Below are 20,780 nucleotides of genomic sequence, written 5' to 3'. Positions count from 1 at the left end.
AAGCGGTCTGTTGCTACTTATTTAAGAGCGTTGATCGGGGCAAAAAAATGCCTATTTTTTTGGTTTTCGCCTGGCGTGTGTAACAAGAAGAAAACAAACGGGGGTGTGTGCCTGTTTCCTGTTGCCCGGTTTGCGCACTGTAATAGCCGCTGCTGTCGGAGGGATTCTTGCAAGGGAAGGGGGGCATGGCATACTTGCCGAGTTTTGCTGCCTGTGGGTAGCACAAGGATTGTTATTCAAGAGAGCACATGATGTTGCCTGCAATTGTTCTGCTTCCTCTTCTGGCGGCGCTACTCCCCATGTTCACCCGCCATCTGGGGCGCCGTTGGTGTGCCCTGCTGGTGGCGCTGCCGGTGGTGGCCGCCCTGGGCTTGTTGGCCCAGGCGTCCCTGCCGATTTGGGAAGGGGGGATGCAGCAGTGGTCCATGGCCTGGCTGCCGTCTCTGGGGTTGAATCTGGCCCTGCGCCTGGATGGCCTGGCGTTGCTGTTCTGCGTATTGATTCTGGGTATCGGGTTGCTGGTGGTGGTGTATGCCCACTATTACCTGCCGGCCAAGGATGACGGCGGTCGCTTCTACACCCTGCTGCTGCTGTTCATGTTCAGCATGCTGGGGGTGGTGACCAGCGACAACCTGCTGTTTCTGGTGTTTTTCTGGGAGCTGACCAGCCTTAGCTCCTTCTTGCTGATCAGCTACAAGCAATACGACAGTGCCGCCCGCAAGGGCGCACGGATGGCGCTGACGGTCACCGGCATGGGCGGCCTGGCGCTGCTGGCCGGGGTGCTGCTGATTGGTCATGTGGTGGGCAGCTTCTCGTTGAGCACGGTGCTGGAGAACGGCGCCCTGGTGCAGCAGCATGCCCTGTACCCGGTGATTCTCTGCCTGGTGTTGCTGGGGGCGTTCACCAAGAGTGCCCAGTTCCCGTTCCATTTCTGGCTGCCCCATGCAATGGCGGCGCCCACGCCGGTGAGTGCCTACCTGCATTCGGCCACCATGGTGAAGGCAGGCATCTTCCTGCTGGCGCGTTTCTATCCGGTGCTGGCGGGGACCGACCTGTGGTTCTATCTGGTCACTACCGCCGGTATGGCCACCCTGCTGTGGGGGGCGGTCTGGGCCCTGTTCCAGCATGACCTGAAAGGCCTGCTGGCGTTTTCCACCATCAGTCACCTGGGCCTGATCACCTTGCTGTTCGGCCTTAATTCGCCGCTGGCGGCGGTGGCCGGGGTGTTCCATATCATCAACCACGCGACCTTCAAGGCAGGCCTGTTCATGGCCGCCGGCATCATCGATCAGCAGACCGGTACCCGCGACATGCGCCGCATCAACGGCCTGTGGAAGTACATGCCCTATACGGCGGTGTTGGCCATGGTGGCGTCGGCGGCCATGGCCGGGGTGCCGCTGCTGAACGGCTTCCTGTCCAAGGAAATGTTCTTTACCGAGACCCTGCAGTCCGACCAGCTGGGCGCCATGAGCTGGCTGCTGCCGCTGGGGGCCACCCTGGGCGGGGTGTTCTCGGTGGCCTACTCGGCGCGCTTTATTCACGATGTGTTCTTCAATGGCGAGCCGGTGAATCTGCCTAAGTTCCCGCCCCAGGAACCGCCCCGTTATATGAAGATTCCGGTGGAAATCCTGGTGGCCCTGTGTGTGGCGGTGGGGGTGTTCCCGGCGATTACTGTGGCGGCACTGCTTGCGGTGGCGGCCACTGCCACCCTGGGCGGTACCCTGCCCGAGTATCATCTGGCGGTATGGCACGGGCTCAACATTCCGCTGTTGATGAGTGTCATCGCCCTGGTCGGGGGGATCGCAGTGTACGCCTGCCGTCGGCGGCTGTTTGCCTGGTATGCGCGCTTGCCGGAGATTGATGCCAAGCGGGTGTTCGAAGGCCGTATCCAGGCGGTGGTGCGACTGGCCGCCGGCGTTACCCGGCGATTGCAGACCGGCTCCCTGCAGGGCTACGTGGCCTGGGTGCTGGCGCTGGTGGCGGCGGTGCTGGTATGGCAGTTGCCCAACCTGGCCAGTGTCACCGGCGAGCGCGCCATGCTGCCGGTGGATGGGGTATCGGTTCTCTGTGCCTTGATGCTGATTGCTGCCGCCCTGCTGACCACGGTGCTGCATCGCCAGCGGATGATGGCGATTATCTGCCTGAGCGTGGTGGGGCTGATCGTGTCGCTGATTTTCGTGCGTTTTTCAGCGCCGGATCTGGCCCTGACCCAGCTTTCTGTGGAAGTGGTCAGCGTGCTGCTGCTGATGCTGGCCATGTACTTTTTGCCGTCGCGGGCCAAGGCCGATTCCAACCCCCTGCGGGTGAGCCGTGATGCGGTGCTGGCGGTGCTGATCGGCACCGGCGTGGCCGTGGTCGCCCTGCTGGTGATGACCACCGACACCGCCACCATCAGCCCGTTCTTCCTGGAGAACAGTGTGCCCGGTGGTGGCGGCACCAATGTAGTTAACGTGATCCTGGTGGACTTCCGTGGCTTTGATACCTTTGGCGAAATTACCGTGCTGGGTATTGCGGCTCTGGGCATCTATGCCCTGCTCAGTGATCTGAAGCTGGCGTCGGCCAAGTACGATCCCTTCGGCCGTCCCTGGGCCCATGACGCCCACCCGCTGGTGCTGGTGACCCTGTCGCGGCCGCTGTTGCCGCTGGCGCTGATGATCGCGGTGTATATCTTCCTGCGCGGCCATAACCTGCCTGGCGGTGGCTTTGTGGCGGGGCTGATCACCTCGGTGGCCTTACTGCTGCAGTACGTGGCATCCGGGGTGACCTGGGTGCACAAGCGCATCCCCGGCGATTACCACCCGCTGGTGGCGCTGGGTGTGTTGCTGGCCGGCCTTACCGGGGTGGGCAGCTGGGTCTTCGGTGCGCCTTTCCTGACCAGCACCTTTACCCATGTGCACCTGCCTCTGATCGGCGACTTCGAGCTGGCCAGTGCCATGCTGTTTGATACCGGCGTGTTCCTCACCGTGGTGGGCGCCACCCTGCTGATACTCGCCAACCTGGGCAAGCTGTCGCTGCTGGATGACAAGAAGGAGACCACCTGATGGAATTGTTAGTGGCGCTGATTATCGGCGTGCTGGTGGCCACCGGCGTATACCTGTGCCTGCGTGCGCGCACCTTTTCGGTGGTGCTGGGGCTGACTCTGCTGGGTTACGGGGTGAATGTGTTCCTGTTCTCCATGGGCGGCCTGAAGATCAACCAGGTGGCAGTAGTGGGCGCCAGTGCCGACCCCACCGACCCGTTGACCCAGGCCCTGGTGCTCACCGCCATCGTGATCGGTTTCGCCATGACCGCCTTCCTGGTGGTGCTGGCCCTGCGTAGCCAGGGGGAGCAGCACAGTGACCATGTGGATGGTCAGGACGGGGAGCAACGTTCATGACGCACTGGATTATTGCGCCCATCCTGATTCCGGCCCTGGCCGGCTTGCTGCTGTTGCTGGAGGTCCGCGAGCGGCAACGGCTGCGGCGAGTGACCGGTCTGCTTTCCTGTATCGCCCTGATACCGGTGGCGCTGGTGTTGTGGCAGCAGGCGGCCCAGGGTGACGTGGGGGTCTACCAGCTGGGTAACTGGCAGGCGCCGTTCGGCATCGTGCTGGTGCTGGACAAGCTCAGTGCCCTGATGCTGCTGCTGACCGCCGTGCTGGCGTTGCCGGCGCTGTTGTATGGCTGCGCCGGTGATGATCGCCGGGGGCCCAACTTCCATTCCCTGTTTCAGTTTCAGTTGATGGGCATCAACGGCGCGTTCCTCACCGGTGACCTGTTCAACCTGTTCGTGTTCTTCGAGGTGTTGTTGATCGCCTCCTACGGCCTGGCGCTGCATGGCCGTGGCCCGGAGCGGGTCAAAGCCGGCCTGCATTATGTGGTGCTGAACCTGGCGGGTTCGGCCCTGTTCCTGATCGCCCTGGGGCTGATCTACGGCACTACCGGCACCCTCAACATGGCCGATTTCGCGGTCAAGGCCCAGGCGCTGGAGGGCAGCGATCAGATCCTGCTGACCGTGGCGGTGCTGTTGCTGTGGGTGGTGTTCGGCCTGAAGGCGGCGCTGTTTCCGCTGTACTTCTGGCTGCCGGCCACCTATGCCAATGCCACCGCGCCGGTGGCGGCGTTGTTTGCCATCATGACCAAGGTGGGCATCTACGCCATCCTGCGCATGCAGGCACTGGCCTTCAGTGACGGGCCGCTGGCCGGGCTGGGGTCCGACCTGCTCTGGTGGCTGGCGCTGGTGACCCTGGCGCTGGCGGCTATCGGTGCTCTGGCGGCGAAACGGTTGGGCGGGCTGGTGGCCTACCTGGTGGTCATGTCCGTGGGCACGCTGGTGGCGGCACTGAGTCTGGGCGACCCGGAGACTGTCGGTCCGGCACTCTATTACCTGATCCATTCCACCCTGATCTGTGGCGCCCTGTTCCTGCTCTGTGATCTGCTGCGCCGCTCCCGGGGCGATAGCGATGACCGGCTGGAGTCCGGCCCGCCACTGGCACATGGCAACTGGCTGGGTGCGGCGTTCTTTGCTGCTGCGGTGGCGGTGGTGGGGTTGCCGCCCCTGTCCGGTTTTGTCGGCAAGGTGGCGCTGTTGCAGGCGGTGCCTAGTGCGCCTTACTGGGCGCTGCTGTTGCTGGGCGGGCTGGCTGGCCTGATGGGCCTGAGCCGCGCCGGTTCCACGCTGTTCTGGCGGGTGCACGGAGAGGTTGTCGGCAAGACACTCGGTAAGCGGCGTGTCTTTGCCATGCTGGCCCTGTTGCTGATGAGCCCGGCGTTGACCCTGGCCGCGGAGCCTCTGCTGCAGCTATGCGCTGGCGTGGCCGATCAGCTGGCGGACCAGACGATTTATATTCGCGCGGTGTTGGGAGGTGCCTCATGAAGCGCTTGCTTCCCTATCCCAGTCTGACCCTGGTGCTGTGGCTGACCTGGCTGCTGCTCAATGGCTTCAGTGTGGGCCATGCCCTGTTGGGGTTGATTCTGGCGGTGGTGTTGCCGCTGGGCACCCGACCCTTCTGGCCACAGGTGCCGCTGGTTCGTGATCGCATGGGCCTGCTGCGTTTCGTGCTGCGGGTAGCCAAGGATATTTTGCTGGCCAACCTGGCGGTGGCCCTGAAGGTGCTGGGGCCGGTGAAGGATTTGCAGCCCGGTTTTGTGGAGGTGCCACTGGACCTGCGCGACAGCTTTGCCATTACCGTGCTTACCAGCACGGTGTCGCTGACCCCGGGGACAGTGTCCGCCGATGTCAGCGAGGATCGCACCCGGTTGCTGGTGCATGCCCTGCACGTGGAAGATCCGCAGGCCCTGGTGGCGGAAATCAAGCAGCGCTACGAAGGGCCTATCAAGGAGATTTTCGAATGCTAGAAAGTGCCATCTCGTTGACGTTTGGCCTGCTTACGGTGGCCTGGGTGTTGAACCTGTATCGGCTGGTGATCGGCCCCTCCCTGCCGGACCGGGTGCTGGCGCTGGATACCATGTATATCAACAGCATCGCCCTGATCGTGGTGTACGGCATCCAGGTGGATAGCAAGCTGTACTTCGAGGCCGCCATGCTGATTGCCCTGATCGGCTTTGTCAGCACCGTGGCGGTGGCCAAGTACATTACCCGCGGCGACATCATTGAATAATGCCTGGCACCCGGTGCCAGGCAAGTGGAGCTTTTATGAACGTCTTGATCGAATGGCTGGTGGCAATTTTTGTGGTGGTGGGCGGCATTTTTGCGCTGATCGGCTCCATCGGCCTGGCGCGGTTGCCGGATTTCTACACCCGCCTGCACGGCCCCACCAAGGCCACGACCCTGGGGGTGGGCGGCACCATCATTGCGTCACTGCTGTTTTTTTCCTGGCAGGAGCGCGGGCTGCAACTCCATGAGGTGCTGATCACCCTGTTCCTGTTTATCACCGCCCCGGTGTCTGCGCACATGCTGGCCAAGGCGGCTATGCATCGGGATCTGAAACGGATGAAGGGTACGCGGGGCGAGCCGTGGAAGCAGTAAGGCAGCGGCGAGCTTCTAGCTGCTAGCTTTGAGTCGCGACATGACGGTGGGGAGGCCTTGAGGCTGTACCCGCGTTTCGGGATGTTTTGGAGTTGGGGTGAATCGCGGTGGAGAGTTTGGAAGTGTGGCGCTTGCCGACAACCGCGTCGAAGCTAGTAGCTCGCAGCTTATCTTGTAAAAAATGTAAAAGGTGAAGCCGGCAGGAACTTTCGGAAAAACGCTACGGTCCTAAAGAATAGCTACGGATTGGCACCCCCCGATCCCCCAGTACCCTCGCTGATCCGTAGCATTTTGGACTCCCCAATCTCTCCCCAGAGGTTGGGGCGGCAAGCCTCCCTGGCAGCACAGTCGTTCCCTTCCCCCAAGATTGCTGCCAGGGATTTTTTTTGCCTGCCGATTGGTGCTGGCAGGCCTCAGCAAACCGTAAAATCTTCTCGTTTTGTCTCAGCGTGCTGATTGCCGTCTAAATATCAAGCAATCGCTGTGCCAGATTTTTCTATGTGGTCATTAGTGCTTTCTGATCAGCAAGATAGGAATTTTTTCCCACGTGAAGCCAGAGGTTTTTGTTGCCCGGAGGTGAGACTGGAGTGCCCTTTAGCGCCAGTTTTGTGACGCACATCGACAGTCGGGCAAAAAAGAAGATGAAGGGCTGGAACTTTTTGCAAAAAACGGCAGTCTCTATAAGTGCGACGGGCCGGCCCCCCGATCCCCCAGTACCCTCACCGGTCCGTCGTGTTTTGCCCCGGCCCTCTTCCCCCAAAGAGACCGGGGTGGCAAGCCTCCCCGGCAGCAAGTCGTTCCCTTCCCCCAAGAATTGCTGCCGGGGATTTTTTTGTCTGTAGAAAAGTCGCCCGGCTGACGCTAACTAAAAGATGGCCTAGTCGCCCGACGTCTCACGGTCTGCGTCTGACCCTATTTCCAGCCATTCCCCCAGTTTTTCCCAGGCGTCGTCGCAGCCGGTACCGTTGGTGGCGGAGAATAATTGCAGTGACAGTGGGGCGGGGTGCCCCTTGAGCTGGCTTTGCACCTTCAGCAGGGTGGATTTGGCGGCACCGAACTTCAGCTTGTCGGCCTTGGTCATCAGGATATGGATGGGCATGTTGGCCTGGGCGGCCCATTCCAGCATCATCAGATCGAAATCCTTGAGCGGATGGCGGATGTCCATCATCAGCACCAGCCCCACCAGCACCTGGCGTTCAGCCAGATAGTGGTCCAGGTGCTCCTGCCACTCGTTGCGTTTGCTTTTGGCGACTTTGGCGTAGCCGTAGCCGGGCAGGTCCACCAGCCGGCGCTCGTCGTCCAGGGAAAAGAAGTTGATCAGCTGGGTGCGGCCGGGGGTTTTGGAGGTCCTTGCCAGGGATCTCTGGCCGGTGAGGCGGTTGATGGCACTGGATTTGCCGGCGTTGGAGCGGCCGGCGAAGGCCACTTCCCGGCCCTCGTCAGGCGGGCACTGGTCCAGGCGCTGGGCGCTTTGCAGGAAGCTGGCCTGGTGGAGCAGGATTTCAGCGGGATGTTGTGGCATAACCTTACCCTTCACATGGAATATGACGGCGCGTGCCAGACTGGTATATAATCCCGTCCGCCTGACCCTCCTGGCGGTTGCCAGGGCGGTCGACGTTCTACAAGGGTTTGACGGGAAAGGCAAATCCACACTTCGCCAGCGGTTGACGCCAGCATAGCAGAGGTAGGATATGAAGGGTTTGGTAGCAGGTATTGCATTGATGATGATGGCAGGAGCGGCCAGCGCCGCCACCGTGGAAGAGCGCTATAACAGTAGCTGCACCTTCTGCCATACTTCCGGCGCCGCCGGTGCCCCCAAGGCCCACGATGAGGCCGCCTGGAAGCCGCTGTTGGCCAAAGGCATGGATACCCTGGTGAAGCACGTGAAGGAAGGGTACAACGCCATGCCGCCTAAAGGCATGTGTAACGACTGTAGCGACGACGAATACCGTGCTCTGATTGAGTACATGTCCAAAAGCAAATAAGACGCTGTACGAAAGGATAGGCCATGAAGTTTTTCAAACTGTTCGTGCTGATGGCGGCTGCCGTAGTAGCCAACCCGACTCTGGCTGCAGGTGATGCTGAAGCCGGTGAAGCAAAAGCCGCTCCCTGTGCCGCTTGTCACGGCCCTGGTGGTAGCAAGCCGATTGCTGGTAACTACCCGAAACTGGCGGGTCAGGGTGAAGCCTACCTGGTCAAGCAGCTTCAGGATTACAAGTCCGGTGCGCGAGACAACGCCATTATGGCTGGCCAGGCTGCGAACCTGAGCGAGCAGGACATGGCGGATCTGGGTGCGTATTACGCTTCCCAGGAAGCGCAAGCCGGCCAAGCCGATCCGGACTGGGTCGAGCAAGGCGCCAAGCTGTACCGCGGCGGTGATATGGCCAACGGCCTGCCGTCCTGCTCCGGTTGTCACGGCCCGGCGGGTCAGGGTGTCGATGGCGCCAAATACCCGCACCTGGCTGGCCAGAACGCCCAGTATGTGGAAGAGCAGCTGAAGGCTTTCCGGGCTGCTGGCCGTAATGACCTGGGTGATAACCTGGTCAAGCGTGCCAATGATCCTGCCGGCATGATGCAGACCGTTGCTGCCAAGATGAGTGACTCCCAGATCAAGGCGGTGGCCAGCTACATTGCTGGTTTGTCCAAATAGAGCTGATTGGTTACGGTTTGTAGAAAAGGCAGCCTGCGGGCTGCCTTTTTCGTTGTTATCATGAAAAGATAAATGGTCCTCCGTGCGCTGATGGTTTTTTTGCCTGGCGACGGGAGAAAATAATGATTCCGGCGGTCCTACCGTGCGGAGACCAACAATAAGGAGAGGAACCAATGCTTCGCTTTGTGACGGCTTTGCTGATGAGTCTGGGCCTGGCAACCGCTGCGGTTGCGGCCGAAGAACATGCCCGTTTTGCTGTGGATACCCACTACAAGATTCTTGATGTGCCCGGCAATGTGAGTGACCCCAGCAAGGTGGAAGTGCGGGAGTTCTTCTCCTATGCCTGCCCCCATTGTTACTCCCTTGAGCCTGCGGTAGATACATGGCTGGAGTCCAAGCCGGACTTCATCGACTACGTACGTACGCCGGTACTGTTCCTGCGTAACGCCGAGCCGCTGGCCCGCGCCTACTATGTGGAAGAAACCCTGGGTCTGACAGAGGAAATCCATGCTCCCCTGTTTGATGCCATTCACAAGCACCGTGAGCCGCTGTTCAATGAGCCGGCACTGGCCAACTTCTTCCGTAAATACGGCGTGGAGCCGGACAAGTTCAACCGTCTGTACAGCTCCTTCGGTGTGTCTACCAAGGTCCGTCAGGCAGAAGCGCTGACCAAGGAATACAGAATTCCCGGGGTGCCCAACTTTGTCGTCAACGGCAAGTACCTGGTGTTGCGCGAGAACCTGAAGACCACCGACGAGCTGTTCGAGGTCATCGAGTATCTGGCCAACAAGGAAAAGACGGGCGGTTAATGTAGACCCTATGCTGCTGGATCGTGCCCGCACCGCCTATCGAGACTGGAAAGCCCGCCCTGCGGGCTTTTCCTTCGCACGGCAAGGGGTGCGGCGCACCCGGCAAACCCGTGAGATCTTCCTTCCGGACACGAGCATCAAGCTGCTCAGCTTCAATATCCAGGCCGGTATCGGCAGCCAGAAGTTTGGCGATTACATCACCGGTAGCTGGAAGCATCTGGTCGCGCACCCGCGCAGCGTAGAAACCATTGAACAGATTGCCGAGGTACTCAGCCACTTCGATGTGGTGGGTCTGCAGGAAGTGGACGGTGGCAGCCTGCGCTCACGTAACATGAATCAGCTGATGCACCTGGCATCGTTGGGCGACTTTGCCTTCTGGCACCAACAGCTCAACCGCAATCTTGGCCGTCTCGGCCAGTTCAGCAACGGCTTTCTCAGCCGCCATCAGCCCTTTGAAGTGAAGGATCATCGGTTGCCCGGCCTGCCGGGGCGTGGCGCCATCATTATCAAGTATGGTCACCCCATCCAGCCTCTGGTGGTGGTGGTTGCCCACCTTGCCCTTGGCGAGAAGGTGCGCAATACCCAGCTCGCCTATCTGACCCGGCTGCTTGAAGGTTACAAGTATGTGGTGATGATGGGGGACTTCAATTGCCGCCTGGAGCACCTGGAGGCGTCGCCGTTGGCAAGCCTGGGCCTGCGGACCGTGGAGGCAGACAGCCTCAACACCTACCCGAGCTGGGCCCCGGACCGGCACATCGACCACATTCTGCTTTCGCCGGCGTTACAAAGCCGCCATACCCGCGTATTGGAAGATTGCCTGCTGTCTGACCACCTGCCCCTGGCCACGGAAATCCTGATACCGGACGAGGTGATCGCGGCGACGCGAGAACATCGGCTGCCGCTGATTAGTTAATAGTGAACAGTTAATAGTTCGCGATTGAGTTGATGGGTTGCTCCAGCTTTTGAGGCCGCGCCAGGTTATGGGTCGCGGCCTCTTGCGTTGGGTAGTAGAAAACGTTGTTCGCGCCGCTGTTCACTCTTTACTGTTAACTATTGAGTCCCATCACCGGCCCATGGGGAAAAACATGAAGCCAATGCTCTGGCTGCTTTGCTTGCTGCTGCCCGGCGTGGCCCTTGCCGATTGTCCCCGGGTGCCCGGCCAGGAAGACGATCGACGCGCCAATGCGGGTTGTCTGATTCTGCATGACGACAAGGTATTGCTGATCACCCATCGCTGGGGCGGCAAATTGGGGGTGCCTGGCGGTACCCGTGAAGCGGATGAGCTGGCGCAGTGTACGGCGCACCGGGAGACCTATGAGGAAACCGGGCTGGATGTGACCGTGGGCCGGCGCCTCAGAGTGATGAAAAACGGGTTCCATCTCTACGACTGCAGGCTGGCGTGCTCACCGGAAAAGCTGGATGTGCCCACTGCCGGCCGCCTGGAAGTGAAGGCGCTCGGCTGGTATCGAGTGGATGAACTGGATCAGGAGAACTGGCGTTTCCCTTATCAGTTCGAGGACTTCAAGGAATTGCTGCGAGAGCAGGTTGGCTCCAGCGTTTCGTCCCAACAGAGCGGATGCTGAGCTGACCGTTTCATCACGGTAGCCGCAATAAACTGTTCCGGGTTGGTTGGCGGTGTTGATCTGGGTGCCAGGTCGGTTTCATTCAAGCAGTGACATCTCGCCTGGTCTTCTGTCATGGTGCAGTTGATTGTAAATTTCGGGGGCGACAGGAGGGGGAATGACGGGGTTTTCCACATCGGATCTGGCCTTGCTGTTGTATCAGGCTGCTCAGGATAAAAATCGTTGGCCGGCGCTGGTGTCGGCATTGCAGGAAACCGCCAACCCCTTTGATGACGATGCCATCTATCAGAACCCTGTGGCCAGACGGGAACTGCTTGATCAACTGCTGCCCCATATCCGCCAGGCGTTGGACATGGCTGACCGGTTCGAGTCCCAGGCGGTGTCGCAGAATTTACTGGATCGCACACTGGAAATGCTGCCAATGGGGGTGGCGTTGCTCGATGACCGGCTCAATATCATCATGCTGAACCAGCAGGCTGATCGCACCTTGGCAGAGCATGAAATGCTGGCCAATCATGATGGCCATTTCAGGATCAATAATCGTGAGCAACATAAACTGCTCCATCACTATATAGCCCAGTCTCTCAACGAAGGCAGCAGCCATGCCTTGATGTTGTCCCCGGGCGATCCTCGCTCCGTCTCCCTGCTGGTTTGCCCGGCTGACCTGGTAAAAGACAGGGACGACAATGACCCCCCGGCGGTCACCCTGTTTTTATCTAACCCTGATTCCCAGTCCTTGATTGATGAGCAAACCCTGATCGACCTGTATCAGTTGTCGGCGGCGGAGGCAGATCTCACCCGGGACCTGATTCATGGCTATGATCTGCGCAGTATTGCCCTGCGCCGTCAGGTCTCGGAGCAGACGGTACGTACCCAGTTGAAATCCGTTTTCCGGAAAACGGAAACGGCCCGGCAGGCAGAGTTGGTGTCGTTGGTATTGTCCGGTCTGGCACCTCTCCGGGGTAGAGAATCGGTAACCGAAAGTGTAGCTGATGAGATCAGTGAAGCGACGGGGTTACGTTATTGCCAAGGCGCCCATGGGCAGCGGCTCTGTTTTGCGGAGTACGGTGATCCGCAGGGGGTGGCGGTGATGTTCTGTCACAGTGTGCGAGGCTCCCGTCTGGAGGTGCCTGGTGGTGACAGTGTGTTGCGGGACATGCACATACGCCTGATTATCGCCGAGCGTCCAGGTTATGGTGAGTCGGAGACGCTGACCGAGCGGACGATGGATGATCTGGCAGAGGACATGCGATGCCTGGCCGATCATCTGAAGCTGTCGCAATTCCATCTGTTGGGTTACTCGCTGGGCGGATTCCTGGCCTTGCATTGCGCAGCCCGGTTGGGAGAACGAGTCAGCCGTCTGGGGTTGGTGTCCAGTCTGGCTCCTCCGGGTGGCGAGGCGGGTAAACCGTTGAAGGGCATGATGCGATTGGCTGTTGCCCTGGCTGACAAGGCGCCGGGATTGGCTGAGACCGTGCTGGACCATATGGCACGCACGATTCTGAAAAACCCTCGGCGCCATTTGGGGTCGTCAGTGGACCGCAAACTGCTTGCCGAACCGGATCATCAGGAACGTTATTTGCTGGCGCTGAGAGAGTCGTGCCGGCAGGGCTCCATGGGATTCGTTCAGGATTTGCAGGCAGTGGCTCGCACGCCACTCCCGGAACCATCATCACTGACGCTGCCGGTGTATCTCTGGCATGGCGAACAGGATGGGCAGGTACCCGTTGATCAGGCAATACAACTTGACCGTTGGTTAACCAACAGCGAATTAACATTGTTGCCGGATGGCGGTCACTTTTTTATCTATTCCCGGTGGCCGCAGATTCTGGCCAGCTTTGTGGCTGAGTAAGGCCGTCGTTATCAGGCGCGCTGCGTGATGGTCTGGGACACTGAGCCCGCCAGGGCCTCGATAAACTGTTGCCAGCACTCAATGACCGGGTAGCGGCCCTGATCTTCCAGCACATAAAACTCGGCGCCGGGGATCGCCTGGGCCATCAGCCTGGCTGGTTCCAGCTGCACGCTGCGATCCAGGGCACCATGCCAGACCGTGGTGGGGATGGTGATGTCCGCCAGCTCGAACCCCCAGGGCCGCAGTACCCGCAGATAGTCATCGATGATCACTCTGGCGCCCTGAAACCAGCGCTGCCGTAATTGCGGCAGGGTGATTGCTTGCACGGCCGGGTCGTTGATCAGGCTGGCGTCCTTGTCATCCAGCACCCGAGAGAAAAAGGAAAAGAATTTTTCCGGTGAGCGGTTCACGCCGCGCAGGGCCAGCTTGCCCAGGGAAATAAAGAGACGGGGGTCCCGGTCCACCATTTTCAGCAGCCGGTTATGCATTGGGTCCAGTTGTCCCGCCTGCATGTATTGCCAGGGTACGATGCTGCCAATGACGCCGACCCGCTCGAACAGTGACGGATACCTGGCCGCGGCGGCCAGGGCGTAGGGGCCGCCAAAACAATAGCCGGCCAGAATGGGTTTTTGCAGATTCAGTCGTTCGCAGAAGTAGCGCAGGTCCTCGGCGAAATCCACGAAATTGCCGTCCGGACAGGGGGTGGAGATGCCAAAGCCGGGGCGTACCACCACCAGCACTCGCAACCCCTGCGAGACATACCATTCATGATGAGGTTCATGACAGGGCAGGTTGCCCGCCTGGTTTTCCATTACCAGCAGGGGCTTGCCTTCCGGGCAGCCATACTCGAACCAGCTCAGTACCCGATTGTCGGGCAGCACCATAAAGCGCTCTTCGCGACCATCATGGGTGGCGAGGGTCGGGGTCGCCAGCAACGCATGGCTCATGGCCCGGCTGACCAGGGCGACCTGACTGCTGATGCCGGTTTTTCCCATGATCGATTTGAGTTGGGTGCGAGCGGTATGCACGCTGACGGAAAGTAGTTCGGCGCTCTGACTGAGGTTTCCCACCTTGCAAAGCAGATGCAGCAAACGGGCTTCTGCCGGTGAGATACCGAACAGGTCCGCCAGTGACCGGACCGAGGGCGCGGCGACGCTGCGGTCGGCAAAGACCCAGACCACGGTGGTAATGCGTGACACGTCATCGGGCGCGTCCGAGCGGAATACCGGCATGCACAGCAGCACCAGTTTCTCCTGCTCGGAGTGCAACAGTTGGCTGTCACGGCCCCGTTGCAGGCGCACTACCTGCTGCAGTTGCTGTTTGAGCTTGGGGTCGCTGAGCATCAGTGCGCCGCCATCGGCCATGCGGAGTGGGCCAGAGGCCATGATGCGGTCTGCTGCCGAGTTGTGTTTTACCACATGCAGCTGGTCATCCAGCATCAGCATGGGCCAGGGCAGACGATTGGTCATGTCATTGAGCAGGTGGTTCTGGTCTTCCTGGGAGTGCATGTGATTGCTGCTGCGCACGGCACGATCAAGATGCCCAAGCAGGGATTCCATGGTGGCCATATCCTGCTGTTGCTGCTGACACCAGTCGACCATGGGTTCCAGCAATTCGCCCCAGTCCCCGGGTGACAGAGCGGTTTCGTAGATGCGGCCGATCAACGCATCCCATTGTTTTTGTTCGATATCCATGTGGGTGTCCCAGTCATCCCTGTTTATTACCTTAGCAAATTTTCACAGCCGGGCTGTAATCGTTACGTTAAGCGGCACTGGCGCGGGATAAAGAGGGCATGGCGGTGCCCGGGAAGCGCTGGGGGGAGGGGGCTGAGAGGGGAGTGCGCCGCACCCCCGGCCGCTGTGCCGGGGCGGGCGCGATGGAGCCTGTTACTCTGAGGACGCGAGGGACTGCATCAACCCGGGGTAGATGGCATCGGCGGCCTTGACGGCATCCTGAAAGTTGCCGTTGTTTGCATGGACGGCTTTCAGGTAGCGGGCCATGTCATCCAGGTTGCGAAAGGACTGATCGGACGTCTCGCGGATGTATTCCATGCCGCCGGAAGCGCTGATGGCGGCTGAGTGGCCGACTTTCTTGCCAACCTTGGAGCCCAGGAAGCCACCAACGAAAGGCACGTTATCCAGCGCTTTCTGCGCCGCATAGGCGCCGGCGGCAGAACCGATGGCGCTACCCATTTTGGCATTGATGGCCTTGTCGACCCACTCTGCCAGCACGCCATCGCTGGTCCAGGGGTTCATGTATTCACCGCTGTTGTCCGGAATAAGCAGGGCGGCCACGTTATCCTGAGGGGAGACAGGGGCCGTGCTGGCAACGCTGGAGACCGGTGCGGACTGCTGTCCGTTGCTGCGGATCATGGCGGCAATCAGGTCGCTGGACAGCCCGCTCTTGCGCAGGCGACGAATCTCCTCGTCACTGAACACTTTATAGGGGCCCTGTGTTTCCACCTGGGCAGCCAGGATTGACTGGCTGGTGCCACCCTTGGCAGCGTCCACCAGATCAATCACCCGCTGGCCATCAGGCCCAACAAACCACAGTGCATCCTCTTCAGACAGGAAGGCCAGGTAGCCCGGGAACAGGGACACGTTTTCCTGGTGCCAGCCCAGGGTGTCACGACGCGGCGTGTGGCTGGCCAGATTGCCGAGAATCTCACCGGCAAACAGGCTGCGAGGATTATCGATCAGCCACTGGCGCTGCTCGAGTATGTCTTTACCTGCGACTTCCTGATCATACTGTTGCTTTTCCGCAGCAACCCATTGTTCCAGCGCTTGTCGATGGCGCCCCATCATGTCGTTGGTCAGTGCCTGGGAAGCAATGGCCGGATCTTTTTTCCCAACGAAAAGAGCGGACGGAGAATAGACTGAGATATAGCTGCGTATGCTGCCGTTGGCCTGGGAAGCGAAGAGCGTTTCGCCCCCTGCTTCCACGGTGAGCTCGCTGTCAAATTGCAGATCAGAACTGCTCGGCAGTGTGAACAGCGAAGCGATATACATCAGGAAATGGCCCCAGTTCATTTTGACGTTGGAATTCTCCATGTGCACAGACAAGTACGGAGACTGACTTGCCGGTGCGTCGGCGGACAACCCTTGTGCCTGCGACGTCATTGAGCTTTCGATGGCAGTGGCTATTTTCTTCCATTCCGGATTATTTTTAGCCATCCGTGGGTTGCCAGTCACAGTGGGAGGCTCAACCTGAAAAGCCACTGGCAATGGGGTGCTATCCATTTCGGCAGGGGTTGCTCCCTCTGTCGGCACATATCGATAGGACATGCAGCCACTAACAAGGAGCAGGCTGGCCATGATCAGGGTGAAGCGGTAAATGCATCGTATGGACATGAATGACAAGCTCCTTGGTTAGCGTGCCGAATTGGCCACGGCGGTTTGCAGACCGGGGTAGATTTTGTCTGCGGCCTTGATCACGTCCACAAAGTTGCTCTTGTTGCGGTGGGTGGTGGCAAGCCAGCGGGCCATGTCATTCATGGAGTTGAAAGACAGGTCCGAGCTGCTGCGAATGAAGTCCCAGCCACCGGAGGCTTCCAGCGCCGTGTTGCCGCCTACAGCCTTGCCGGCCTTGGAGCCGAGAAAGCCGCCCAGCATGCCGCCGAAGGGGACGTTTTCCAGTACCTTGTTGGCCGCGTAGGCGCCGGCAACGCCGCCCACGGCCGACCCGGTGGCCTTGCCCATGGACACGTTGATGGTCTTGTTGACCCATTCGGCGGTAACGCCATCACTGGTATAGGGCGACAGGAATTTGCCGCTGTTGTCTTTGAGCGCCAGGGCATCGATCTGTTGTTGCTGGATGGCGGCCTGCTGTTCGGCTGTCTGTTCGCGGCGTTCCAGAATCACATCGCGGGTGCCTGCGCTGCTGGGTGACATGATGCTCAGGCGTGCAAAAGTGCCGGGCTCGCCACGCATGCGTGCAACCAGCTGTTGCAGGGTCTGGCCACTGGTCGGGATCATTTCCCCGTCCTTGCCTTCACCGATGGCCACGATCAGGTCGCCGCTCTGTAGCTGGCCACTTTCTTCTGCTGCGCTCAACGGCACCAGGCTGTCCACTTTCAGGAAGTGCTTGTCTTCGGTCTGGTGTATGCGAATACCAAGCAGGCCCTTGCCAAGGGGCTCCGCGTTGACGACGGCATCGGACGTGCCGGTGGCGTTCGTATCAAGCAGGGCCCAGACATGTTGGCCACCATTGCTGTAATCCACACAGCGCCAGGCATCGGTACCGTGCTGGGGCTGCACCTGGAAGCTGCCTGCAGGGGCGATAGTGGAGTGGTAGACCATCTTGCCGGACTGTACCTCAGCCTTGACGCAGGCGGTCTGACCGTTTTGGCTCGCCTGAAGTACCTGTGCCTGGTAGGCGCTGGTGTCCGTAGAGGTGGTTACCCGGCCGTTGACGGTGGTCACGGCGGGGCTGCTTGTACTGCCTTGTTGATAATTGGAGGCGCAGGCGCCCAGTAGTGCAGAACCCAGCACGACCGCCCCCAAGCGGATGCAGGTAAAAATACGTTCCATGATGGTGTCTCCTGATAATACCTGTCCCTGCGGGCGGTCGTTCCCGTGGCGCCCGAGGACAGTAAAAGGGTTAGCGGTAAAGAATGTTGTCTTGGGTGGCCTTGCTCATTTCAAAGCCGTCGCCCCACACCAAGGTGCCCAGCTCCATGTCTACCATTTCGAAAGAAATGTAGTGGTAGCGCTGGCGCATCTGGCTTTGCCGATCAATGGCGTCTTGGGAGGTGATGGTGGCGAACATCTGGTAGTCGACCCCGGCGGTGGCCTGGGTCTTGCGGATGGTGCCACCATCCACCAGGCCTTCGCGTTTGATTTCGCGCTCTTTCTGAATTGCCGCCAGGTTCTGGCGATTCACGAACACCATGCGGCCGTTGGCGGCACGGGTGAGCTCGATTTGCAGCCGTTTGGCAAGCATGTTGAGGTTGATCACCGAGGTGCTTTCGTTCTTGAAACCTTCCATATCAATCAATACCCGGGGCGGGGTAGGGCGGTTGGAGACCATGGGATTGGATAGCAGGCTGCGCATCATTTTGTCGGTCATGGCGACCACGTCCTGGGATTCGATACCGACCCCCTGAACCCGTCCGGCACTGCCTACGTCCTGGTATACGGAAGGCTGTCCGGCGGCGTTATCGACCCGCGACGGCGCACAGGCGCTGACCAGCACAGCGGCACCGAGGATGGCGATGGGTTTGAAAGCTTTCATGGTGTTCCCCTCATGGAATTCGTGGATAAATAAGGTGCTTACTGGCTCATCTGGGCCATGGTGTGCAGAGCAATTTCCTTGCCGGTGGCGCTCATGGGCTGCGGGCGATCGCGCTTTTCGAAGCCGCTTTCAGCCACCACCCAGGCATGTTGGTCTTCACTGCCTGGCGGTTTGCCATCGGTGTTGAAAACCGCGAGCACGCTGGCATCTTTCACGGACAGCACGCGCACCTGGTAGAGGCCATCGCGGTCAAATTCGCTGCCTACCACCAGTTCCAGTACATAATCCGCTTGCTGGGACAGAGCGCGCATCTGCAGGCGCAACTGATCCGGCGAGGCGCGTTCGAAGGTGCCGTCTTCCAGGGCGTTATCGGTGATGCGCTGGGCCATGGCTTGATCAATGACGGTGGCGCCGCCTTGCTTGAAGGCGCTGATAAGCCCGCCCTGCAAACCCATGGCAATGGCGTTGCGATCGCTGGTACGTAGCCCGCCGCGGCTTTCCTGTTCCATGGTCAGGGTAGCGCGGCCTTTTTCTTCGCGGGCCTCCTTGCCGGTGACGCTGAGCTGGCCCTTGGCATTGAGACTGCCGCGGTAGTGGCTGTACCAGTCGCTGACGCGGCTGGGGAATTCACGATTCCAGAATACGGCAATACGCGGTTTCCCCTGGTCGGGAAAGGCCTGACGAAAACGGCTGATGACGTCTTGTTCAGGCGGGCGCTGGGACTGATCACGCAGGCTTTCCGCGTAGGCTTCCTCGCTCATGGGGACCTGAGCCGGCGCCATCATCTCGGTGGCGGGGTGATCCTGCTGAGCGAGAACCTGACTGCTTGCCAGCCAGGCAAGGGGTAGGGCGAGAGCAACGAAAGTTTTCATTTTGCCTGCCTCACTTCCACCCGGTATTTCAGTTGCGCGGTGGTGGTGGATTTTTCCAGATAGACACTGGTGGAGTTGGCCGGTACCACCACTCGCTGCCAGCGCGGTTCCACATCGGTGGGAATCTCGGACTGGTCAAAGAACTGGGTGCGCGCTTCGAGGATGCCGTTGTAATCGGTGTGGTTACGCAGGACGACAAAGACTTCCGAGGTGTTGGCCGGTGTGCGGCGAATGCCATGCTTTTCGGCGGTAAAGCGGAACACCTTGTGCGGGCCGGGAATGCCGCCACTGAAATTACGATTCAGGTCGTAATCGGTGAATGTGACGCTGTTGTAGGTAGTCGGCGCGGTGCGTTGTTCATGCTCCAGCTTGCTGCTGCTCTGGCAGCCGACCAGCAAGGAGCCGGCCAGCAGACCGGCGACAAGGGCGAATTTCGCGTGCATGGTGTTCTCCTTAACGTGAGTTAGCGGGCACTGGCGAAAATGACGCCGTTGCCATTCTTGTCGAAGAAAATGCGGGCGGGTTTGCTGCCCGGCGGCTGGGTGATACCGGCCTTGTTGGTGAAGGTGACACTGGCGTTCTGGGTGTCCGGGGAAAGCCGGGCGCTGCCCAAGTGCAGGGTGTCGGGCAGGCTGCTCCAGTAGCGAGTGTCAGCCCGTGTCTTGGCGCGAGCAGACATGCCCTGGGCGGCGACACCAATGGCGGTAATGGTGTTGAAGCCGGCGGCAAGGCCGCCACCGGCGCCGGCGGCGATGCCGGTAATCAGGCTGTTGTCGCTGAGGCTGGTCATGGCGTCGCCCACGTTGCCGGTGGTCTGCTTGAATTGCACCTTGCCTTCGATGATGCGATCCACCGCCCGGCCGCCACGCGTGGAAGCCTGGAAGAACACATCTTCCGCCGGGTAGAGGTTCTGATCGAGGTCATCACCGGAAATCGTTGCGCGGTTCTCGGTAAAGCCCTTGCCGCGACGGTAGACCAGCTCATAGTGACCGACGCCGTCGGCCAGTTTGCGTGGGGAGGTGCCGGTTTCGGCCACGATCAGGGTGTTGTCGCTGTCATCGGGGACCGGGCCGTCGGGGCGGAACTGGCGGTATTCCTCGAAATGCTCGCCGGCGAGACGCTCGTTGCCATCCAGTCGCGCCGCCCAGCCGGCCAGATAGACCAGTGAGGCAAAGTCGGTGGTGTGCTGCTCTTCTTCGGCGAAGGCATCCTGCAGCAGGCCATTGAGGAAGGTGGCGCGGGCATTACCGTAATCGCCATCGATCAGGTAAATCAGGCCGCGATAGTAATAGACCATGGAGCGTTCATAGGGCTCGCCCTTGAATTCCTTTTCCCCTTCTTCGTACCAGAGGCTGCGTGCCTTTCGCGCGGCATCGTTGTCCGCGTAGACGCTTTCGATATTGGCGATGGCCTCATCCAGGATGCGTCGGGCGGTATCCAGATCCCCGGTCTTGAACGCGGTGGCACCGATTTCCATCAGGTTCAGCACTTCATTGCGGCGCCCTTCCTGAAACAGCTTGCGCCAGGCGGGCTGCAGGGCAGCGGGCTGGCTGGCCACGTACTCCTGTTTGGCCGGGTCCAGCGGTGTCACGGCATATTGCTTGGGCCCGGTGGCGCAGGCGCTCAACAGGCCGGCTCCGATCAGTGGTAGCAGGAATTTCTTGCAGGCATGAAGGGGGTGTTCCCCTGAAACAGCAGGCGTAAACGTGTTGACCATCAACTTCCCCGTTGGATGGATGCTTTTTGGTGTCGTGCGGGGCGTCCCCTGACCCTCACCCGCGCGAAGTCGTTAGCTACAAGTATTGAGCAGGCCAA

At 60.1% G+C, this 20,780-nt stretch carries 20 protein-coding genes; 12 read left to right on the top strand and 8 right to left on the bottom strand.

Annotated features, from left to right (window positions below; translation table 11 throughout):
* The first annotated feature begins 248 nt into the window (after positions 1–248).
* Genes ACMG4N_RS01830 through ACMG4N_RS01805 form a run of 6 tightly spaced genes read left to right on the top strand, consistent with a single transcriptional unit; the run spans position 249 to position 5,967 of the window.
* Positions 249–3,041 carry a monovalent cation/H+ antiporter subunit A gene (locus ACMG4N_RS01830; RefSeq protein WP_414432706.1) on the top strand — a complete coding sequence of 931 codons (2,793 nt, stop codon included), beginning with the start codon at positions 249–251 and terminating at the stop codon, positions 3,039–3,041.
* Positions 3,041–3,376, top strand: coding sequence for a Na+/H+ antiporter subunit C (locus ACMG4N_RS01825; protein ID WP_035245987.1), 336 nt, complete (start codon positions 3,041–3,043; stop codon positions 3,374–3,376). Before ACMG4N_RS01830 ends, ACMG4N_RS01825 begins: the two co-directional genes overlap by 1 nt.
* Positions 3,373–4,854 (top strand): monovalent cation/H+ antiporter subunit D, encoded by a 1,482-nt coding sequence (locus ACMG4N_RS01820; RefSeq protein WP_414432705.1) that lies wholly within the window; start codon positions 3,373–3,375, stop codon positions 4,852–4,854. The genes ACMG4N_RS01825 and ACMG4N_RS01820 overlap by 4 nt, the downstream gene beginning before the upstream one ends.
* Positions 4,851–5,336: a Na+/H+ antiporter subunit E gene (locus ACMG4N_RS01815; RefSeq protein ID WP_035245989.1), complete on the top strand. Its 486-nt coding sequence runs from the start codon at positions 4,851–4,853 to the stop codon at positions 5,334–5,336. The genes ACMG4N_RS01820 and ACMG4N_RS01815 overlap by 4 nt, the downstream gene beginning before the upstream one ends.
* The gene (locus tag ACMG4N_RS01810; protein WP_035245990.1) at positions 5,330–5,599 is read left to right on the top strand and encodes a K+/H+ antiporter subunit F; all 270 of its coding nucleotides are present in this window, start codon (positions 5,330–5,332) and stop codon (positions 5,597–5,599) included. The genes ACMG4N_RS01815 and ACMG4N_RS01810 overlap by 7 nt, the downstream gene beginning before the upstream one ends.
* Before the next feature lie 35 nt (positions 5,600–5,634).
* Complete coding sequence (locus ACMG4N_RS01805) at positions 5,635–5,967, top strand: Na+/H+ antiporter subunit G (RefSeq protein ID WP_297765455.1); 333 nt, start codon at positions 5,635–5,637, stop codon at positions 5,965–5,967.
* Positions 5,968–6,844: 877 nt separating this feature from the next.
* Here ACMG4N_RS01805 and yihA read toward each other — a convergent pair.
* On the bottom strand, positions 6,845–7,489 hold the full coding sequence (gene yihA, locus ACMG4N_RS01800) for a ribosome biogenesis GTP-binding protein YihA/YsxC (RefSeq protein ID WP_297765457.1): 645 nt from the start codon (positions 7,487–7,489) through the stop codon (positions 6,845–6,847).
* A 169-nt stretch (positions 7,490–7,658) separates the two neighbouring features.
* Here yihA and ACMG4N_RS01795 point away from each other — a divergent pair, with 169 nt between their 5' ends.
* The 6 genes from ACMG4N_RS01795 (at position 7,659) to ACMG4N_RS01770 (ending at position 12,861) form a co-directional block, all read left to right on the top strand.
* Complete coding sequence (locus ACMG4N_RS01795; RefSeq protein ID WP_297765459.1) at positions 7,659–7,952, top strand: c-type cytochrome; 294 nt, start codon at positions 7,659–7,661, stop codon at positions 7,950–7,952.
* Between the two features lie 23 nt (positions 7,953–7,975).
* Positions 7,976–8,617: a c-type cytochrome gene (locus ACMG4N_RS01790; RefSeq protein WP_297765462.1), complete on the top strand. Its 642-nt coding sequence runs from the start codon at positions 7,976–7,978 to the stop codon at positions 8,615–8,617.
* Positions 8,618–8,790: 173 nt separating this feature from the next.
* Positions 8,791–9,426 (top strand): thiol:disulfide interchange protein DsbA/DsbL, encoded by a 636-nt coding sequence (locus ACMG4N_RS01785; protein ID WP_297765465.1) that lies wholly within the window; start codon positions 8,791–8,793, stop codon positions 9,424–9,426.
* A 10-nt stretch (positions 9,427–9,436) separates the two neighbouring features.
* Positions 9,437–10,339, top strand: coding sequence for an endonuclease/exonuclease/phosphatase family protein (locus ACMG4N_RS01780; protein WP_414432703.1), 903 nt, complete (start codon positions 9,437–9,439; stop codon positions 10,337–10,339).
* Positions 10,340–10,511: 172 nt separating this feature from the next.
* Complete coding sequence (locus tag ACMG4N_RS01775) at positions 10,512–11,009, top strand: NUDIX hydrolase (RefSeq protein WP_414432702.1); 498 nt, start codon at positions 10,512–10,514, stop codon at positions 11,007–11,009.
* A gap of 157 nt (positions 11,010–11,166) precedes the next feature.
* Positions 11,167–12,861 (top strand): alpha/beta fold hydrolase, encoded by a 1,695-nt coding sequence (locus ACMG4N_RS01770; protein WP_414432701.1) that lies wholly within the window; start codon positions 11,167–11,169, stop codon positions 12,859–12,861.
* Between the two features lie 11 nt (positions 12,862–12,872).
* On the opposite strand, the gene ACMG4N_RS01765 is transcribed toward ACMG4N_RS01770, so the two are convergent.
* The 7 genes from ACMG4N_RS01765 to ACMG4N_RS01735 form a co-directional block, all read right to left on the bottom strand.
* Positions 12,873–14,555: an alpha/beta fold hydrolase gene (locus tag ACMG4N_RS01765; RefSeq protein WP_414432699.1), complete on the bottom strand. Its 1,683-nt coding sequence runs from the start codon at positions 14,553–14,555 to the stop codon at positions 12,873–12,875.
* A gap of 192 nt (positions 14,556–14,747) precedes the next feature.
* Positions 14,748–16,211 (bottom strand): hypothetical protein, encoded by a 1,464-nt coding sequence (locus tag ACMG4N_RS01760; protein ID WP_414432697.1) that lies wholly within the window; start codon positions 16,209–16,211, stop codon positions 14,748–14,750.
* Between the two features lie 18 nt (positions 16,212–16,229).
* Positions 16,230–17,390 carry a PDZ domain-containing protein gene (locus ACMG4N_RS01755; RefSeq protein WP_414432696.1) on the bottom strand — a complete coding sequence of 387 codons (1,161 nt, stop codon included), beginning with the start codon at positions 17,388–17,390 and terminating at the stop codon, positions 16,230–16,232.
* A gap of 70 nt (positions 17,391–17,460) precedes the next feature.
* Positions 17,461–18,093, bottom strand: a complete 633-nt coding sequence (locus ACMG4N_RS01750; protein WP_297765484.1) for a CsgG/HfaB family protein — start codon at positions 18,091–18,093, stop codon at positions 17,461–17,463.
* Between the two features lie 38 nt (positions 18,094–18,131).
* On the bottom strand, positions 18,132–18,965 hold the full coding sequence (locus ACMG4N_RS01745; RefSeq protein WP_414432694.1) for a hypothetical protein: 834 nt from the start codon (positions 18,963–18,965) through the stop codon (positions 18,132–18,134).
* Positions 18,962–19,408 carry a hypothetical protein gene (locus tag ACMG4N_RS01740; protein WP_303761905.1) on the bottom strand — a complete coding sequence of 149 codons (447 nt, stop codon included), beginning with the start codon at positions 19,406–19,408 and terminating at the stop codon, positions 18,962–18,964. The genes ACMG4N_RS01745 and ACMG4N_RS01740 overlap by 4 nt, the downstream gene beginning before the upstream one ends.
* A 20-nt stretch (positions 19,409–19,428) precedes the next feature.
* Positions 19,429–20,682: a hypothetical protein gene (locus ACMG4N_RS01735; RefSeq protein WP_297765492.1), complete on the bottom strand. Its 1,254-nt coding sequence runs from the start codon at positions 20,680–20,682 to the stop codon at positions 19,429–19,431.
* Positions 20,683–20,780: the final 98 nt, after the last annotated feature.

The sequence above is a fragment of the Alcanivorax sp. IL2 genome, from assembly GCF_047495475.1.
GTDB lineage: Bacteria > Pseudomonadota > Gammaproteobacteria > Pseudomonadales > Alcanivoracaceae > Alcanivorax.
Note: the sequence above shows the minus strand (reverse complement) of the source record. Positions and strands in the feature narration are given on the sequence as shown.

Coding starts and splice junctions, on each gene's coding strand:
- ACMG4N_RS01780 (WP_414432703.1), top strand. CDS start 9,437: ATGCTGCTGGATCGTGCCCGCACCGCCTATCGAGACTGGAAAGCCCGC.
- ACMG4N_RS01755 (WP_414432696.1), bottom strand. CDS start 17,390: ATGGAACGTATTTTTACCTGCATCCGCTTGGGGGCGGTCGTGCTGGGT.
- ACMG4N_RS01775 (WP_414432702.1), top strand. CDS start 10,512: ATGAAGCCAATGCTCTGGCTGCTTTGCTTGCTGCTGCCCGGCGTGGCC.
- ACMG4N_RS01785 (WP_297765465.1), top strand. CDS start 8,791: ATGCTTCGCTTTGTGACGGCTTTGCTGATGAGTCTGGGCCTGGCAACC.
- ACMG4N_RS01790 (WP_297765462.1), top strand. CDS start 7,976: ATGAAGTTTTTCAAACTGTTCGTGCTGATGGCGGCTGCCGTAGTAGCC.
- ACMG4N_RS01770 (WP_414432701.1), top strand. CDS start 11,167: ATGACGGGGTTTTCCACATCGGATCTGGCCTTGCTGTTGTATCAGGCT.
- ACMG4N_RS01740 (WP_303761905.1), bottom strand. CDS start 19,408: ATGCACGCGAAATTCGCCCTTGTCGCCGGTCTGCTGGCCGGCTCCTTG.
- ACMG4N_RS01815 (WP_035245989.1), top strand. CDS start 4,851: ATGAAGCGCTTGCTTCCCTATCCCAGTCTGACCCTGGTGCTGTGGCTG.
- ACMG4N_RS01820 (WP_414432705.1), top strand. CDS start 3,373: ATGACGCACTGGATTATTGCGCCCATCCTGATTCCGGCCCTGGCCGGC.
- ACMG4N_RS01825 (WP_035245987.1), top strand. CDS start 3,041: ATGGAATTGTTAGTGGCGCTGATTATCGGCGTGCTGGTGGCCACCGGC.
- ACMG4N_RS01765 (WP_414432699.1), bottom strand. CDS start 14,555: ATGGATATCGAACAAAAACAATGGGATGCGTTGATCGGCCGCATCTAC.
- ACMG4N_RS01795 (WP_297765459.1), top strand. CDS start 7,659: ATGAAGGGTTTGGTAGCAGGTATTGCATTGATGATGATGGCAGGAGCG.
- ACMG4N_RS01750 (WP_297765484.1), bottom strand. CDS start 18,093: ATGAAAGCTTTCAAACCCATCGCCATCCTCGGTGCCGCTGTGCTGGTC.
- yihA (WP_297765457.1), bottom strand. CDS start 7,489: ATGCCACAACATCCCGCTGAAATCCTGCTCCACCAGGCCAGCTTCCTG.
- ACMG4N_RS01735 (WP_297765492.1), bottom strand. CDS start 20,682: ATGGTCAACACGTTTACGCCTGCTGTTTCAGGGGAACACCCCCTTCAT.
- ACMG4N_RS01830 (WP_414432706.1), top strand. CDS start 249: ATGATGTTGCCTGCAATTGTTCTGCTTCCTCTTCTGGCGGCGCTACTC.
- ACMG4N_RS01810 (WP_035245990.1), top strand. CDS start 5,330: ATGCTAGAAAGTGCCATCTCGTTGACGTTTGGCCTGCTTACGGTGGCC.
- ACMG4N_RS01805 (WP_297765455.1), top strand. CDS start 5,635: ATGAACGTCTTGATCGAATGGCTGGTGGCAATTTTTGTGGTGGTGGGC.
- ACMG4N_RS01745 (WP_414432694.1), bottom strand. CDS start 18,965: ATGAAAACTTTCGTTGCTCTCGCCCTACCCCTTGCCTGGCTGGCAAGC.
- ACMG4N_RS01760 (WP_414432697.1), bottom strand. CDS start 16,211: ATGTCCATACGATGCATTTACCGCTTCACCCTGATCATGGCCAGCCTG.